Here is a 15,533-nt window from a genome sequence, read left to right as displayed (position 1 = left end):
TCAACCATCAATAAAAACATCGGCCAGTGATTTATGGCAGAGCAAAAGGGACAGTCCCTCAAGTTCCGCCCACACTGACTGACCATAGTCTTGTTTAAGCGTAATTTCCGTACGCGTTAACAGCGTTACCGCCTGACGCAGCTGCGCCGGGTTCAGCCGGTTTAGCGCATCACCCATCATGCCTCGGCGATTTTGCCACACCCGGTGTTTATCAAACAACGTGCGCAAGGGGGTATTCGCCGACTGCCGTTTTAGGTTGACCAGCAACAGCAATTCACGCTGTATCGTACGCAGCAAAATAACCGGCTCACTGCCTTCCAGACGTAGCTGTTGCAGAATGTGCAGCGCGCGTTTGCTTTTGCCCATCAGCAGCGCATCCACCCAGTGGAACGGGGTAAAGTGCGCCGCATCGTTAACGGCTTTTTCTACGCGAGGCAGCGTTAGTTTGCCATCAGGCCAAAGCAATGCTAACCGTTCCAGTGCTTGCGCCAGTGCTAACAGGTTACCTTCATAGCAATAGCACAACAGATGATTGGCTGCGTCATCCAGTTGCAGGTTATTGAGTTTAGCCCTCGCGGCGACCCAACGTGGGAGCTGTGCTTGCTCCGGCGTCTGGCAGCTGACCTGCACCGCATTATTGGCAAGTCCGGTATACCATGCGGCGTTTTCCTGCGCTTTAGTCAGCTTGTTACCACGAACAATCAGCAGCAGGTCGTTATGTAGCAGTGTGACGAGTGAAGCGAGCTGTTCGTTAATGGCGGCATTGGGGGCATTTTCAGGCAGTTGCAGGAGCAGGGTTTGACGGTTGGCAAACAGGCTCATCGCCTGGCAGAGTGAAAAAATCTCTCCCCAGTCGGTGCTGTTGTCCAGAGTGAAGGCGTGGTGTTCTTCGAACCCTTGTGTGGCAGCAGCCTGACGGATGGCATCCTGGCTTTCCTGCAATAAGAGGGGATCGTTACCTAAGAGCAAATACGCCGCGCGCAGCCCTTCATTGAGCTGTGCGCGGAGTTGTTCAGGGTACAACTTGAGCATCAGTTACCCAGCGTGGTGGAGACACGCGCCGGAGATGACGCAGGCTCTGCGGCTTTTGTCGCAGCTGGCTTAGCATCATCATCAGCATTGGATGACAGAGTATCAGCCAGATGTATGCTTGGCAGCTTACGAATTAACTGTTCAGCCGCTTTGTCATACATCTCTTTTACGATCATCTCCTGCTCGTTATCCTTCGCCAGTGCAGCCTGTGGGTTGTCAAAGAACGAACGATAAACTTTTGCGCTGATAGGGTAAATATCATGTCCTGGAATCAGCACGGTAGCGCTTACGGACATCACCATCTGGTATTCAGCCGTTTGACCGTTCTGGAATACCGACGCCGTATCCTGCGAAATGCTGACCGCGCCAAGACGTAAAGACGTCACATCTTTACGCATTGTACCGTCTTCAAGCAGCGTCACACCGTTCAGACGCAGCTGGTTACGGACCGCACGGCTTAACGGGCCGTTCGGATCGCCAGAGTTCAGGATCATGGTTTTCATTGAGGGTGGAACCTGCGTAGTACTACGCAGATGCCAGCCACACCCGGCGGTGACAAGCACCGCCAGAGATAACAACAATGTTGTCAGAAGTCGCACGCTTCCTCCCGCGCTTAGCCAACGACCAGATTGAGGAGTTTACCCGGTACATAAATCACTTTACGTACGGTAACGCCATCAAGATATTTTGCCACCAGATGCTCCTGGCCAGCACGTTCACGAACCTGCTCTTCAGTGGCATTTACCGGAACGGTAATTTTGCCACGGACTTTACCGTTCACCTGAACAACAACCAACGTCGAGTCTTCAACCATTGCGGCTTCGTCAGCTACCGGCCACGGCGCATTGTCGATATCGCCTTCGCCTTTCAGCGCCTGCCACATCGTGAAGCAAACGTGTGGGGTGAACGGGTTGAGCATGCGTACAACGGCCAGCAGCGCTTCCTGCATCAGGGCGCGGTCCTGCTCGTCTTCCTGCGGTGCTTTCGCCAGCTTGTTCATCAGCTCCATAATCGCCGCAATTGCGGTGTTAAAGGTCTGACGACGACCAATATCATCGGTCACTTTAGCAATGGTTTTATGCACGTCGCGACGCAACGCTTTTTGGTCTTCGCTCAACACATCAACGTTCAGTTCAGCTACATCACCTTTGGAGGTATGTTCGTAAACCAGCTTCCAGACACGTTTCAGGAAGCGGTTCGCCCCTTCAACGCCGGATTCTTGCCATTCCAGCGTCATATCAGCCGGAGAAGCGAACATCATGAACAGACGTACGGTGTCGGCGCCGTAACGTTCAACCATAACCTGCGGGTCGATACCGTTATTTTTCGACTTGGACATTTTGCTCATGCCGGTATACACCAGTTGATGGCCTTCTGCGTCCTGAGCTTTGACGATACGACCTTTCTCGTCGCGCTCAACGATGGCATCAACCGGAGAAACCCAGTTACGCTCACCGTTTGCACCAACGTAATAGAACGCATCGGCCAGCACCATACCCTGGCACAGCAGCTGTTTAGCCGGTTCGTCAGAGTTGACCATACCCGCATCGCGCATCAGCTTGTGGAAGAAGCGGAAGTAGAGCAGGTGCATGATGGCGTGTTCAATACCACCAATGTAGATATCAACCGGCAGCCAGTAGTTGGCAGCTTCTGGATCCAGCATCCCTTCGTTGTACTGCGGGCAGGTGTAGCGCGCGTAGTACCAGGAGGATTCCATAAAAGTATCGAAAGTGTCGGTTTCACGCAGTGCAGGCATGCCGTTAACGGTGGTTTTTGCCCACTCCGGATCGGCTTTGATTGGGCTGGTAATACCATCCATAACCACGTCTTCCGGCAGAATAACCGGCAACTGGTCTTCTGGCGTCGGCAGTACGGTACCGTCTTCCAATGTCACCATCGGAATCGGCGCGCCCCAGTAACGCTGACGGGAAACACCCCAGTCACGTAGACGGTAGTTCACTTTACGTTCACCCACGCCAAGAGCCACCAGCTTGTCAGCAATGGCATTGAAGGCTGCTTCGAAGTCGAGGCCGTCAAACTCACCGGAGTTAAACAGCACCCCTTTTTCGGTCAGAGCTTGTTCGGACAGATCCGGCTCTGCGCCTTCAGCGGTCAGAATTACAGGCTTGATGGTCAGGCCATATTTAGTCGCAAACTCGTAATCGCGTTGATCGTGGCCCGGAACGGCCATGACTGCGCCCGTACCGTATTCCATCAGGACGAAGTTTGCTGCCCAAACCGGGATCTCTTCGCCAGTCAGCGGGTGAACGGCTTTAAAGCCCGTGTCGACGCCTTTCTTCTCCATGGTTGCCATTTCGGCTTCAGCAACCTTTGTGTTGCGGCATTCGTCAATGAAGGCGGCCAGTTCCGGGTTATTTGCAGCGGCTTTCTGCGCCAGCGGGTGACCTGCGGCAACGGCCAGATAGGTCGCACCCATAAAGGTGTCCGGACGGGTTGTGTAAACGGTCAGCGTGTTGTCGTAATCGTTCACATCGAAGGTGATTTCTACGCCTTCAGAACGGCCAATCCAGTTGCGCTGCATCGTTTTCACGGTGTCAGGCCAGTGATCCAGGTTATCCAGGTCACGCAGCAGTTCGTCAGCGTAAGCGGTGATTTTGATGAACCACTGCGGGATCTCTTTACGCTCGACTTTGGTATCACAACGCCAGCAGCATCCGTCGATAACCTGTTCGTTCGCCAGTACGGTCTGGTCATTCGGGCACCAGTTGACCGCAGACGTTTTCTTGTACACCAGGCCTTTTTTGTACAGCTCGGTGAAGAATTTCTGTTCCCAACGGTAATATTCCGGGGTGCAGGTCGCCAGCTCACGGCTCCAGTCGTAACCGAAACCCAGCATTTTGAGCTGGTTTTTCATGTATGCGATGTTGTCGTACGTCCACGGTGCCGGCGCGGTGTTGTTTTTAACCGCAGCCCCTTCTGCTGGCAGACCGAACGCATCCCAGCCAATTGGCTGCAGTACGTTTTTGCCCAGCATGCGCTGGTAGCGGGCGATCACGTCACCGATGGTGTAGTTACGTACGTGGCCCATGTGTAGTCGACCAGAAGGATAGGGAAGCATAGACAGGCAGTAATACTTCTCTTTGCTCTCGTCTTCGGTAACTTCAAATGTGCGCTTCTCATCCCAGTGAAGCTGTACTTTGGATTCTATCTCTTCCGGGCGGTATTGCTCTTGCATGGCAGCCAGTGGTCCTGTTTTCAATACAGCTACAAACGTAGCTCTAGATGTGGTGTTTCAGATCCGCATAGCATAGCCCAAACGCCCGCGCCAAAACAGCCTTTCGCGCATTCAGCGTTGAATTCCCGCAAGGATAATTCTTGCACGAATTTACACACTCTGTGGACAGTCTTGCAAAGCGTAGCGTAAATAACGTCTATTATTATAGACAGTTAACGACCCAGGAGGCGAAGCGATGAACAAGGTTGCTCAATATTACCGTGAACTGGTAGCTTCACTGAGCGAACGTCTGCGTAATGGCGAACGCGATATCGATGCGTTGGTGGAGCAGGCGCGTCAACGAGTTATGCAGACCGGGGAGTTAACGCGAACCGAGGTGGAAGAGCTCACTCGGGCCGTCAGACGTGACCTGGAAGAGTTTGCTCTGAGCTATGAAGAAAGTCTCGATGAGGAGACAGACAGCGTCTTTATGCGGGTTATCAAGGAGAGTATCTGGCAGGAACTGGCCGATATTACCGATAAAACGCAGCTCGAATGGCGCGAAGTGTTCCAGGACCTCAGTCATCACGGTGTTTATCACAGCGGCGAGGTGGTCGGATTAGGTAATCTGGTCTGCGAGAAGTGCCACTTCCATTTAGCGGTTTACACCCCGGATGTGCTGCCGTTGTGTCCGAAATGCGGACACGATCAGTTTCAGCGCCGACCGTTTGAACCGTAATTGCTTATTGCCGGATGGCGACGCAAAGCGTCTTATCCGGCCTACAAATTGCACGATTTTGTAGGCCGGCTATGCGTTAGCGGCATCCGGCGTGTGTTAGGCGTAAAACTTCAGCCGTTCTGCCAGCAAATCGACAAATCCCTGGCGATCAACATCCACCATCACGGTGGCGTTTGGCTCATTGCCGCTCAGGAAGTAGTAGTCCACCACGGTCATTCCCTGGGTATATTTACCCTGAGTTTCCACGCCAACCCAGCGTTCAACGGTGGTAAACAGTTCAGGTTTCAGCAGCCAGGCAATGGTGCATGGGTCATGCAGCGGTGCACCGATGAATCCCCATTTTTCATCTTTGTGATATTCAAAGAAGAAATCGAGTAGTTCAGCAACGATCGTCGAAACAGGATTGCCGATAGCGCGGAACCGCTCGGTATCTTCACGATGTATTTGTGCTTTATGCGTGACGTCCAGCCCGGCCATCACCACCGGAATACCCGACTGGAATACGATCTCCGCGGCTTCGGGATCCACAAAGATGTTGAACTCGGCGGCGGGTGTCCAGTTTCCGAGGCCCATTGCACCACCCATAATCACGATACGGTCGATTTTGGCGTGCAGCTCAGGATGGCTATTCAGTAGCAATGCCACGTTAGTTTGCGGCCCGGTGGAGACAATCGTCATCTGTTCCGGGCTTTCACGCAGGGTTTTCGCCATCAGTTCCACAGCGGTACAGTCTTGTGGAGCAAAAGTGGGTTCCGGCAGCGCCGGACCATCCAGCCCACTCTCGCCATGGACGTTATCGGCGATAATCAGATCGCGCATCAGTGGTTTCACAGCGCCACCGGCGACGGGAATATCTGTACGCTTGAGCAACGTTAGCATGCGCAATACGTTACGCAGCGTTTTGTCGGGAGTCTGATTCCCGGCTGACGAGGTTATCGCTTTCACATCCAGTTCAGGTGAGGCGAGGGCGAGTACAATTGCGATAGCGTCGTCATGACCTGGATCGCAATCAAACAGGATCGGAAGTGCCATTGTTGCTCCTTGTAAGTGGGACTTTGTGACAAGGTTAACGCTGGGCTGTATGTGTTTCGAGAGGCGGAGGAATAAAGCGTGAGGTGGCGCGCACATGGAGATGCGCGCCAGCAAGATTAGTGCAGGATTTTCGCGAGGAAGTCTTTGGCGCGGTCCGATTTCGGATTAGCGAAGAACTCTTCTTTCGGTGAGTCTTCAACAATTTTCCCTTCATCCATGAAGATCACCCGGTTCGCCACTTTACGCGCAAAGCCCATTTCGTGGGTTACCACCATCATGGTCATCCCTTCATTGGCCAGTTCAACCATAACGTCCAGTACTTCGTTGATCATTTCAGGATCAAGCGCCGATGTCGGTTCGTCAAACAGCATGGCGATAGGATCCATACATAGTGCCCGGGCGATAGCGACACGCTGTTGCTGGCCCCCGGAGAGTTGGGCCGGGAACTTCTCGGCATGTGCTGACAGACCAACGCGTTCCAGTAACTTTTGCGCTTTGTCGCGGGCCGGCTTTTTATCGCGCTTAAGCACTTTTACCTGCGCCAAAGTAAGGTTCTCAATGATCGACAGATGCGGGAACAGTTCAAAGTGCTGGAACACCATACCAACACGAGAGCGCAGTTTGGCCAGATCGGTTTTTTTATCATTCACCACGGTACCATCAACGGTGATGACGCCCTGTTGCACTGGCTCCAGCCCGTTCACCGTTTTGATAAGCGTTGATTTACCTGAACCTGACGGGCCGCAGACCACCACCACTTCACCTTTTTTCACTTCCGTGGAGCAGTCGGTCAGCACCTGAAAGTGACCATACCATTTAGAAACATTTTTCAGGGTAATCATTAAACTGTCCTTTTCTTCAAATAGCTGACCAACAACGATGCGCTCAGACTGAATACAAAATAAACGGCGCCAGCAAACAGGATCATTTCAACCTGTGTGCCGTCACGCTCGCCAATGGTGGAGGCGGTACGGAAGAAGTCTGCCAGACTCAATACATAGACCAGCGAGGTATCCTGGAACAGTACGATGCCCTGGGTCAGCAGCAGTGGTACCATCGCGCGGAAGGCCTGTGGCAGAATGATCAGCTTCATCGACTGCCAGTGTGTCATCCCCAGCGCCAGCGCGGCGCTGGATTGCCCACGAGAAATACTCTGGATACCGGCACGGATAATCTCGGAATAGTACGCAGCTTCAAACATCGAAAACGCGACCATCGCTGAGATCAGGCGAATATCGGTTTTAGGCGACAGACCCAGTACGTTTTGCAAAAAGCCGGGTACAATCAGGTAGAACCACAGCAGCACCATGACCAGCGGAATAGAACGAAATACGTTGACGTAGCCTTTCGCAAACCAGGCAATCGGCGCGAAGCTGGACAGACGCATTACTGCAAGGATGGTTCCCCAGACAATACCAATGACGACCGCCGTAACGGTGATTTTCAGGGTGATGATCAGCCCGTCCAGCAGATACGGCAGGGAAGGGACGATAGAACTCCAGTCAAATTCGTACATTATTTGCCTCCCAAATTGCCAGGCAGGCGGATTTTGCGTTCGACGAGATTCATCACCAGCATGATGACGGCGTTAATCAGGACGTAGGCCAGCGTGATGGCGGTGAACGATTCCCATGCGTGGGCGGAGTAATCCAGTAGTTTTCCCGCCTGCGCCGCCATATCGACCAGGCCGATGGTAGAGGCGATCGCGGAGTTCTTCACCAGGTTCATCATCTCTGAGGTCATTGGCGGAACAATCACGCGGTATGCGTTTGGCAGCAGCACATAGCGGTAGGCCTGCGGCAAAGTCAGCCCCATCGCCAGCGCGGCGTTTTTTTGCCCGCGAGGCAGGGACTGAATCGCGGCGCGAACCTGCTCACAGACACGCGCGGCGGTAAACAGCCCCAGACAAAGCATGGATGAGAGGAAGAACTGAATGTTGGGATCCAGTTCCGACTTGAACCACATGCCAATGTTTTCCGGCAGCAGTTCAGGAATGACCAGATACCAGGTAAAGAACTGAACGATGAGCGGGACGTTACGAAACAGCTCAACGTATAGCGTGCCGATCCCGGAAAGGAAACGATTTGGGACGGTACGTAAGATGCCGAATAAAGAGCCTATGAGGAAAGCGATAATCCAGGCGGTGATAGATAACGCGACCGTGACCTGGAAACCACTCCAGAGCCAGCCGAGATAGGTGGTGTTGCCGAACGGGGCCTGTTGTAAAAAAATACCCCAGTTCCAGTCTATAGACATAAATCTACTCCAGAAAAAAAAGGGTAGCAGCGCTACCCTCGAAGATTGTTATTCGGCGTTTTGCGGTTTTCAGGCCTGATGGGGAACGACCATCAGGCTTATAGTCTGTCCGTGCCGGGTAACAATCGAGAGGGAGGGGAAGCCTCCCATTTATTTTAGTTAGTTAAGCGCTTTATCATTCGGTTCTTTGAACAGGGCTTTCATCTCGTCTGACAGTTCGAAATTCATGTTCAGGTTCTTCGGTGGAATTGGATTTTTAAACCACTTATCAAACCATTTCTCTGCTTCGCCTGAGGTCTGCGCCTTGGCGATAGTGTCGTCCATCAGCTTTTTGAACTCAGGGTCATCTTTGCGCAGCATACAGCCGTAGGCTTCCTGAGATTGTGGCTTGCCAACGATCTCCCAGTTGTCTGGTTTCTTCGCTTTCGCGCGTTCGCCAGCCAGCAGGGCGTCATCCATCATAAAGGCAACGGCGCGACCGCTTTCCAGAGTACGGAAAGAGTCACCATGGTCTTTCGCGCTGATGATGCGCATATCCATTTTTTGTTCTTCGTTCAGCTTGTGCAGCAGCACTTCTGAGGTGGTACCTGAAGTCACGACCACGGCTTTGCCTTTCAGGTCTGCGAAATCTTTGACGTCGCCGCCTTTTTTCGCCAGCAGACGGGTACCGACAACGAAAATGGTGTCAGAGAAGGCTGCTTGTTTCTGGCGCTCGACGTTGTTGGTGGTGGATCCACATTCAAAGTCGAAGGTGCCGTTTTGCAGCAGCGGGATACGGTTTTGTGATGTAATCGGGATCAGTTTTACCTGCAGATCGGGCTTGTTCAGCTTTTTCTTCACCGCTTCAACGATCGCGTTGGAGTAATCCTGTGAATAACCGACCACTTTTTGCTGATTATCGTAGTAAGAAAACGGTACCGATGATTCACGGTGACCGACCACGATCACGCCATTTTTGGCGATCTTATCCAGCGTGCTGCCTGCCGCGGGTGCTGCGTCTTCTGCGTGCGCCAGACCGGCGGACATTCCCATGACCAGCATGGCAGTGGCGAGCTTACGTAATTGCATATCCAACTCCTTTATCGTCTGCGCCAGGGACGCATTGATACCCATTGTGATGTTGTTATTGTTTGCTACTAAAACGTGCAGTCTTGTATGTGTTTGTTAACATTTAGTTTGGATGAATGTAAAGAATTTGCTGTGTTATTGTTTATTTTTGCGAAGTGCGCCGCACCATTTGGGGGCAAAAATATCTTGTTGCACTTTTCAGGTGCTACCGGCGCTCAACTTTGGTGCGACCAGGTTGCACATTCAGCCAAAACAGCGTTTGCCTTGTAGAACAAAGCAATAGACGTGCCAGAATGGGATGTGGGAAATGTTTGTGGGCCGGATAAGCGTAGCGCCATCAGGCAAGATGCTGCACAACGGCCGGATGGCGGCGTACCGCCTTATCCGGCCTGAATTTGATGGGGCACTGTTTTATTTGCGACGTTGGCGCAGGCTCATTACCACCGCACCAAAGCCAAACAGTGCGGTCAGCAGCCAGAGCGGCCAGTTACCGGTACGGGCATAAGGGGTCAGGCCCGTGGTTGGCGTCACGCTGGTGGTCAGAACCTGACGGGTAAACTGCGGGATCATCGCCTGAATCTCACCCTGAGGACCAATCACCGCCGTAATACCATTGTTGGTGCTACGCAGCAGGGGGCGCGCCAGCTCAAGGGAACGCATCCGCGCCATCTGGAAGTGCTGCCACGGGCCAATGGACTTACCAAACCAGGCATCGTTGGAGATAGTCAGCAGGTAGTCCGTATCCGGACGGAAGTTATCCCGAACCTGTTCGCCAAGAATGATTTCGTAGCAAATGGCAGCCGTCAGCTTAAAGCCGTGCGCATGCAACTGCGGCTGCACATAAGGCCCACGGCTGAACGAAGACATTGGCAGGTCAAAGAACGGCGCTAACGGTCGCAGGATTGATTCCAGAGGGACAAACTCGCCAAACGGTACCAGATGGTTTTTGTTGTAGCGGTTGCTGGAGTCGTAGCTGTATGGACTGTCTTTACCCAGTGTGATGATGGTGTTGTAGGTGTCGTAACGATTCTGCTTGTTCAGACGCGCGTCCACGATACCGGTAATCAGTGTGCTGTTTTTCGATTTCAGCAGGTCATCCATCATGCTCAGAAAACGCTGCTGGTTAATTTCCAGATCCGGAATAGCGGATTCTGGCCAGATGATTAGCTGTGATTTGCCCATCTCGGGTTGGGTGGCGTCGAGATAAATCTTCAGGGTGTTGAGTAACTGACCTTCATCCCATTTAAGCGACTGCGGAATGTCGCCCTGCACCATCGAGACCTGGGTGGTTTTTTCCGGCTCAAGCGTGTACCACTGGATATAGCGCAGTGGAAAAGGCAGAGCAAAGAGCACGAATGCGAAAACCAGCGGCTTCCAGTTACGTGTCACCAGCGCCAGCGCCAACAGGCCGCTAACCATCATCAGCAGGAAGTTAATCGCCTCAACGCCCATTACCGGCGCCAGCCCCTTTAACGGACCGTCGATCTGGCTATAACCGAACTGCAGCCACGGGAAGCCGGTCAGTACCCAACCGCGCAGGAATTCCGTGATTTGCCAGACTACCGGCGCGGCAATTGCCACCCGCAGCCAGGTGGTTTTCGGCCACAAGCGCGCCAACACGCCGGCAAACAGACCGGTGTAGAGGGAAAGGTATGCGGCAAGCAGAACCACGAGGAAAATGTTAACCGGGCCGGGCATACCGCCAAACTGCGCGATACTGACGTAAACCCAGTTGATGCCTGAGCCAAACAGTCCCAGTCCCCAGAAGTAGCCGATAGCGGCAGACTGGAGCGGACGGCGGTTGAAGGTGAGAGCCTGCAGGCCCATCAGCGAAACAATCGCAGCGGGCCAGATGTCATACGGTGAGAAAGCCAGTGTCCCGCAGGCACCGAATAATAACGCCAGCAGCAGGCGAATGCGCTGGCGTTCAATTAATGGGGCAAATGCCATGTAGTCTTAGATCCAGTTTCGGGTTTATTCGTCCAGTTTTGGCTGGGGTGAGTCGTCCGGAATTCTGACATGAACCTGAATAATACGGCGGCTGTCGGCCATTGCCACTTTAAACTGGTAACCATCAATGTCGATAGTTTCCCCACGCGCGGGCAGATGACCAAAGGCCTGCATGACCAGCCCGCCAATGGTATCGACTTCTTCGTCGCTAAAGTGGGTCCCGAAAGCTTCGTTGAAGTCTTCAATCGATGCCAGCGCGCGAATAGTCCAGGTGTGGCGACTGAGCTGACGGAAATCAATATCGTCTTCTTCGTCGTACTCATCTTCAATTTCACCGACAATCAGTTCAAGGATGTCCTCAATGGTCACCAGACCTGAGACACCGCCAAACTCGTCGATGACGATAGCCATATGATAACGCTGGGAGCGGAACTCTTTCAGCATGCGGTCAACCCGCTTGCTTTCAGGTACGACAACCGCCTGGCGTAACACTTTCTCCATGCTGAAGGCTTCGGCATCGCTGCGCATAAACGGCAGCAAATCTTTGGCCATCAGAATCCCTTCAATGTGATCCTTGTCTTCACTAATTACCGGAAAACGCGAGTGAGCAGACTCGATAATGACATCGAGACATTCGTCCAGGGTCTGGTTGCGTTTCAGGGTAATCATCTGGGAGCGAGGGATCATGATGTCGCGCACGCGTTGGTCCGCAATATCCATTACCCCTTCGAGCATATCGCGCGTATCTTCATCGATAAGGTCGTTTTGCCCGGAATCACGGATCAGCTCCAACAGTTCGTCGCGGTTTTTCGGTTCACCGTGGAAAAGTTGGCTCAGTAACAGGGAAAAAAATCCCTTTTTGCTGTTTAAGGTGTCACTACTGTGTGAATTGTCGTCGCTCATGGCGTCGTATGGGTTCTCATGTTAGTTAATACAAAGCGCGTCATGCGTATACTCAGCTGTTGACGGCATGTTTTGCCTGATGCGCAACGCTTATCAGGCCTACGAAAGGCATAAATGTAGGCCGGATAAGGCGCAAGCGGCGCCATCCGGCAAGCTACTATTCTGCAATCTTCTCGGCAATGTACGGATCCTCATAGCCCAGAGCAAGCATAATCTCTGTTTCGAGGGATTCCATTTCTTCCGCTTCATCGTCTTCAATATGGTCGTAGCCGAGTAAATGCAAGCTTCCGTGCACCACCATGTGCGCCCAGTGGGCCTCAAGCGGCTTACCTTGTTCCTGCGCTTCTTTTTCGACGACCTGACGGCAGATGATCAAATCACCCAGCAGCGGCATCTCAATGCCCGGCGGGGCTTCAAACGGGAAAGAGAGCACGTTGGTGGATTTATCTTTCCCGCGATAGGTCAGGTTGAGCTCATGGCTTTCCGCGTCATCGACCAGACGAATGGTTACTTCAGACTCTTCCTGAAACTGCGGGATCACCGCATCCAGCCACCCCTGAAACTGACTTTCTGTGGGTAAACCGGATTCGTCTTCACATGCCAGCTGTAAATCGAGAATAACCTGACTCATTTTTGTTCCTGCTCCTGAGCTTCGCGCTTGCGTTCTGCAGCCTGCTCGGCTTTACGTTTCTGTTCTGCTTCTTCCCAGGCTTCATACGCCGTGACGATACGAGCCACCACCGGATGGCGAACCACGTCTTCGCTATGGAAGAAATTAAAACTAATCTCGTCGACCTCAGCCAGCACTTCAATGGCATGACGCAGACCGGACTTGGTGCTACGCGGCAGGTCAATCTGGGTGATATCGCCGGTGATAACCGCTTTGGAGTTAAAGCCGATACGGGTCAGGAACATTTTCATCTGTTCGATGGTGGTGTTCTGGCTCTCATCAAGAATGATGAACGCATCGTTGAGTGTACGTCCGCGCATATAGGCCAGCGGTGCAACTTCAATGACGTTACGTTCAATCAGCTTTTCAACCTTCTCAAAACCGAGCATTTCGAACAGCGCGTCATACAGCGGTCGTAAATAGGGATCGACTTTCTGGCTGAGATCCCCCGGCAGGAATCCCAGTTTTTCGCCCGCTTCCACTGCCGGACGGGTCAGCAGAATACGACGGATCTCCTGACGCTCAAGCGCATCAACCGCAGCGGCAACAGCGAGATACGTTTTACCCGTACCCGCAGGGCCAACGCCGAAGGTGATGTCGTGATCGAGGATATTCGCAATGTACTGTGCCTGGTTCGGCGTACGCGGCTTAATTACCCCGCGCTTGGTTTTGATGTTCACCGCTTTGCCAAATTCAGGCACGCTGTCTGCGCTTTGCTCAAGCACACGCGCTTCTTTGATCGCCAGATGAATTTGTTCAGGCTCGATGTCCTGCGTCTGACCGCGCATTGGGGCGGTATCGACGTACAGACTACGTAAAATATCTGCCGCAGCGGTGACGCAAATTGGGCGGCCGGTCAGTTTAAAGTGGTTATCACGGCGGTTAATTTCGATGCCGAGGCGACGTTCCAGCTGTTTGATGTTGTCATCAAATGGGCCGCAAAGGCTCAACAGGCGGGCGTTGTCTGCGGGTTCAAGGGTGATTTCGCGAGTGTCTATGTTCAAACTGTTCCTCTTATGCATGTCTCGCCGGACGCTGAACATTTACCGGCATCTAAGGAAATTATTCACGCCATGGGGGAAAGGCGCAAGCATTGCAATAAATATGGGGATGCCAGGGCTGATTACAAGGCCCGCCGGGACAGCGAGCCCAGAAGTGTAGGCCCGATAAGTGTAGCGGTATCGGGCCTTTTTTACGTCTTTCTGCAGGATTAAGGCTGATAAATACCAACACCCAGATCGTTTTCTTTGCGGGTACGCGCAATGACCGATTCAGGGGATTCTGCGATGCGCAGGCCCATTTCGTCTTCGGTACGCACCACTTTGCCGCGCAGGGAGTTCGTCCAGACATCGGTAATTTCAACATCCACAAACTTACCGACCATATCCGGGGTACCTTCAAAGTTCACCACGCGGTTATTTTCGGTACGCCCTGACAGTTCCATAATGCTCTTACGCGATGTGCCTTCAACCAGGATGCGCTGGATCGTACCAACCATACGACGGCTCCAGGCCATAGCTTGCTGGTTGATACGCTCCTGTAGAATGTACAGACGCTGTTTCTTCTCTTCTTCTGGTACGTCATCAACCATATCGGCGGCAGGGGTGCCAGGACGCGCAGAGAAGATAAAGCTGTAGCTCATGTCAAAATTGACGTCAGCGATCAGCTTCATGGTCTGCTCGAAATCCTGCGTGGTTTCACCTGGGAAGCCAACGATGAAGTCGGAGCTAATCTGGATATCCGGACGCGCAGCGCGCAGTTTGCGGATAATCGCTTTGTATTCCAGCGCCGTGTGGGTACGTCCCATCAGGTTCAGTACGCGGTCTGAGCCGCTCTGTACCGGCAGGTGCAGGAAGCTCACCAGCTCTGGCGTATCGCGATAAACTTCAACGATATCATCGGTGAATTCGATCGGATGGCTGGTGGTGAAGCGGATACGATCAATGCCGTCGATCGCTGCTACCAGACGCAGCAGATCGGCAAAGGATCCGATCGTGCCGTCGTAGTTTTCACCACGCCAGGCGTTCACGTTTTGCCCCAGCAGGTTCACTTCACGCACGCCTTGGGCTGCCAGTTGGGCGATTTCAAACAGAATATCATCCGCCGGACGGCTGACTTCCTCACCGCGGGTGTAGGGAACCACGCAGTAAGTACAATATTTATTACAACCTTCCATGATGGACACAAACGCGCTTGGACCTTCAGCACGCGGTTCCGGCAGGCGGTCGAACTTTTCGATCTCCGGGAAACTGATATCAACCACCGGGCTACGGGTCGTGCTTCCACGCACTTTGTTGATCATTTCCGGCAGGCGATGCAGCGTTTGCGGCCCAAAAATAATATCGACGTAATGCGCGCGCTGGCGAATATGATCGCCTTCCTGAGACGCAACACAGCCACCAACCCCAATGATGAGCTTGGGATTTTTCTCTTTTAACAGTTTCCAGCGGCCCAGTTGATGGAACACTTTTTCCTGAGCCTTCTCACGGATTGAGCAGGTATTCAGCAGCAGCACATCCGCTTCTTCCGCCACGTCAGTCAGTTGATACCCATGAGTGGCATCCAGCAGATCGGCCATCTTCGATGAATCGTATTCGTTCATCTGACAGCCCCAGGTTTTAATATGGAGTTTTTTGGTCATCGACTTGCTCTTGCGAAATTGTGGCTGAAATGCAGGGCGCATAGTGTACTGCTTTGGCGCGGTTGTG

Annotated in this window: 14 protein-coding genes; 1 reads left to right on the top strand and 13 read right to left on the bottom strand. The window is 52.9% G+C overall.

What is annotated here, in order from left to right:
• The 3 genes from holA to leuS are packed head-to-tail and all read right to left on the bottom strand — an operon-like array spanning nucleotide 1 to nucleotide 4,228.
• A complete protein-coding gene (holA, locus tag OGV57_RS14385) occupies nucleotides 1-1,032 on the bottom strand; it encodes a DNA polymerase III subunit delta (RefSeq protein WP_054528186.1) in 1,032 nt (343 codons plus the stop codon).
• Nucleotides 1,032-1,631: an LPS assembly lipoprotein LptE gene (gene lptE / locus OGV57_RS14380; protein WP_016149780.1), complete on the bottom strand. Its 600-nt coding sequence runs from the start codon at nucleotides 1,629-1,631 to the stop codon at nucleotides 1,032-1,034. Before lptE ends, holA begins: the two co-directional genes overlap by 1 nt.
• A gap of 14 nt (nucleotides 1,632-1,645) precedes the next feature.
• Nucleotides 1,646-4,228 carry a leucine--tRNA ligase gene (gene leuS, locus OGV57_RS14375; RefSeq protein WP_114070818.1) on the bottom strand — a complete coding sequence of 861 codons (2,583 nt, stop codon included), beginning with the start codon at nucleotides 4,226-4,228 and terminating at the stop codon, nucleotides 1,646-1,648.
• A gap of 235 nt (nucleotides 4,229-4,463) precedes the next feature.
• Between leuS and OGV57_RS14370 the strand changes: the two genes are divergently transcribed.
• Nucleotides 4,464-4,946: a zinc ribbon-containing protein gene (locus tag OGV57_RS14370; RefSeq protein WP_003022748.1), complete on the top strand. Its 483-nt coding sequence runs from the start codon at nucleotides 4,464-4,466 to the stop codon at nucleotides 4,944-4,946.
• A 96-nt stretch (nucleotides 4,947-5,042) separates the two neighbouring features.
• Here the strand turns inward: OGV57_RS14370 and rihA are convergent, their stop codons facing one another.
• The 10 genes from rihA to miaB form a co-directional block, all read right to left on the bottom strand.
• Nucleotides 5,043-5,978: a pyrimidine-specific ribonucleoside hydrolase RihA gene (rihA, locus tag OGV57_RS14365; protein ID WP_071684517.1), complete on the bottom strand. Its 936-nt coding sequence runs from the start codon at nucleotides 5,976-5,978 to the stop codon at nucleotides 5,043-5,045.
• 116 nt (nucleotides 5,979-6,094) lie between these two features.
• Nucleotides 6,095-6,820: a glutamate/aspartate ABC transporter ATP-binding protein GltL gene (gltL, locus tag OGV57_RS14360; protein ID WP_003022754.1), complete on the bottom strand. Its 726-nt coding sequence runs from the start codon at nucleotides 6,818-6,820 to the stop codon at nucleotides 6,095-6,097.
• Nucleotides 6,820-7,494, bottom strand: a complete 675-nt coding sequence (gene gltK / locus OGV57_RS14355; RefSeq protein WP_003022757.1) for a glutamate/aspartate ABC transporter permease GltK — start codon at nucleotides 7,492-7,494, stop codon at nucleotides 6,820-6,822. The genes gltL and gltK overlap by 1 nt, the downstream gene beginning before the upstream one ends.
• On the bottom strand, nucleotides 7,494-8,234 hold the full coding sequence (gene gltJ / locus OGV57_RS14350; protein WP_003022759.1) for a glutamate/aspartate ABC transporter permease GltJ: 741 nt from the start codon (nucleotides 8,232-8,234) through the stop codon (nucleotides 7,494-7,496). Before gltJ ends, gltK begins: the two co-directional genes overlap by 1 nt.
• A 159-nt stretch (nucleotides 8,235-8,393) precedes the next feature.
• Nucleotides 8,394-9,302 (bottom strand): glutamate/aspartate ABC transporter substrate-binding protein GltI, encoded by a 909-nt coding sequence (gltI, locus tag OGV57_RS14345; RefSeq protein ID WP_003022762.1) that lies wholly within the window; start codon nucleotides 9,300-9,302, stop codon nucleotides 8,394-8,396.
• Nucleotides 9,303-9,713: 411 nt separating this feature from the next.
• Nucleotides 9,714-11,252 (bottom strand): apolipoprotein N-acyltransferase, encoded by a 1,539-nt coding sequence (gene lnt, locus OGV57_RS14340; protein ID WP_048241389.1) that lies wholly within the window; start codon nucleotides 11,250-11,252, stop codon nucleotides 9,714-9,716.
• Between the two features lie 24 nt (nucleotides 11,253-11,276).
• Complete coding sequence (gene corC / locus OGV57_RS14335; protein ID WP_003847383.1) at nucleotides 11,277-12,155, bottom strand: CNNM family magnesium/cobalt transport protein CorC; 879 nt, start codon at nucleotides 12,153-12,155, stop codon at nucleotides 11,277-11,279.
• Between the two features lie 157 nt (nucleotides 12,156-12,312).
• Nucleotides 12,313-12,786 carry an rRNA maturation RNase YbeY gene (gene ybeY, locus OGV57_RS14330; RefSeq protein ID WP_003022773.1) on the bottom strand — a complete coding sequence of 158 codons (474 nt, stop codon included), beginning with the start codon at nucleotides 12,784-12,786 and terminating at the stop codon, nucleotides 12,313-12,315.
• A complete protein-coding gene (locus tag OGV57_RS14325) occupies nucleotides 12,783-13,829 on the bottom strand; it encodes a PhoH family protein (protein WP_003022776.1) in 1,047 nt (348 codons plus the stop codon). Before OGV57_RS14325 ends, ybeY begins: the two co-directional genes overlap by 4 nt.
• A 206-nt stretch (nucleotides 13,830-14,035) precedes the next feature.
• Entirely contained in the window at nucleotides 14,036-15,466 is a 1,431-nt protein-coding gene (gene miaB, locus OGV57_RS14320) for a tRNA (N6-isopentenyl adenosine(37)-C2)-methylthiotransferase MiaB (RefSeq protein WP_048219325.1), read from the bottom strand.
• Nucleotides 15,467-15,533 lie beyond the last annotated feature (67 nt).

This window comes from Citrobacter sp. Cf087, from assembly GCF_030334285.1.
Lineage (GTDB): Bacteria > Pseudomonadota > Gammaproteobacteria > Enterobacterales > Enterobacteriaceae > Citrobacter > Citrobacter freundii.
Note: the sequence above shows the minus strand (reverse complement) of the source record. Positions and strands in the feature narration are given on the sequence as shown.

Coding starts and splice junctions, on each gene's coding strand:
- miaB (WP_048219325.1), bottom strand. CDS start 15,466: ATGACCAAAAAACTCCATATTAAAACCTGGGGCTGTCAGATGAACGAA.
- gltJ (WP_003022759.1), bottom strand. CDS start 8,234: ATGTCTATAGACTGGAACTGGGGTATTTTTTTACAACAGGCCCCGTTC.
- OGV57_RS14370 (WP_003022748.1), top strand. CDS start 4,464: ATGAACAAGGTTGCTCAATATTACCGTGAACTGGTAGCTTCACTGAGC.
- holA (WP_054528186.1), bottom strand. CDS start 1,032: ATGCTCAAGTTGTACCCTGAACAACTCCGCGCACAGCTCAATGAAGGG.
- gltK (WP_003022757.1), bottom strand. CDS start 7,494: ATGTACGAATTTGACTGGAGTTCTATCGTCCCTTCCCTGCCGTATCTG.
- lnt (WP_048241389.1), bottom strand. CDS start 11,252: ATGGCATTTGCCCCATTAATTGAACGCCAGCGCATTCGCCTGCTGCTG.
- gltI (WP_003022762.1), bottom strand. CDS start 9,302: ATGCAATTACGTAAGCTCGCCACTGCCATGCTGGTCATGGGAATGTCC.
- corC (WP_003847383.1), bottom strand. CDS start 12,155: ATGAGCGACGACAATTCACACAGTAGTGACACCTTAAACAGCAAAAAG.
- gltL (WP_003022754.1), bottom strand. CDS start 6,820: ATGATTACCCTGAAAAATGTTTCTAAATGGTATGGTCACTTTCAGGTG.
- rihA (WP_071684517.1), bottom strand. CDS start 5,978: ATGGCACTTCCGATCCTGTTTGATTGCGATCCAGGTCATGACGACGCT.
- ybeY (WP_003022773.1), bottom strand. CDS start 12,786: ATGAGTCAGGTTATTCTCGATTTACAGCTGGCATGTGAAGACGAATCC.
- leuS (WP_114070818.1), bottom strand. CDS start 4,228: ATGCAAGAGCAATACCGCCCGGAAGAGATAGAATCCAAAGTACAGCTT.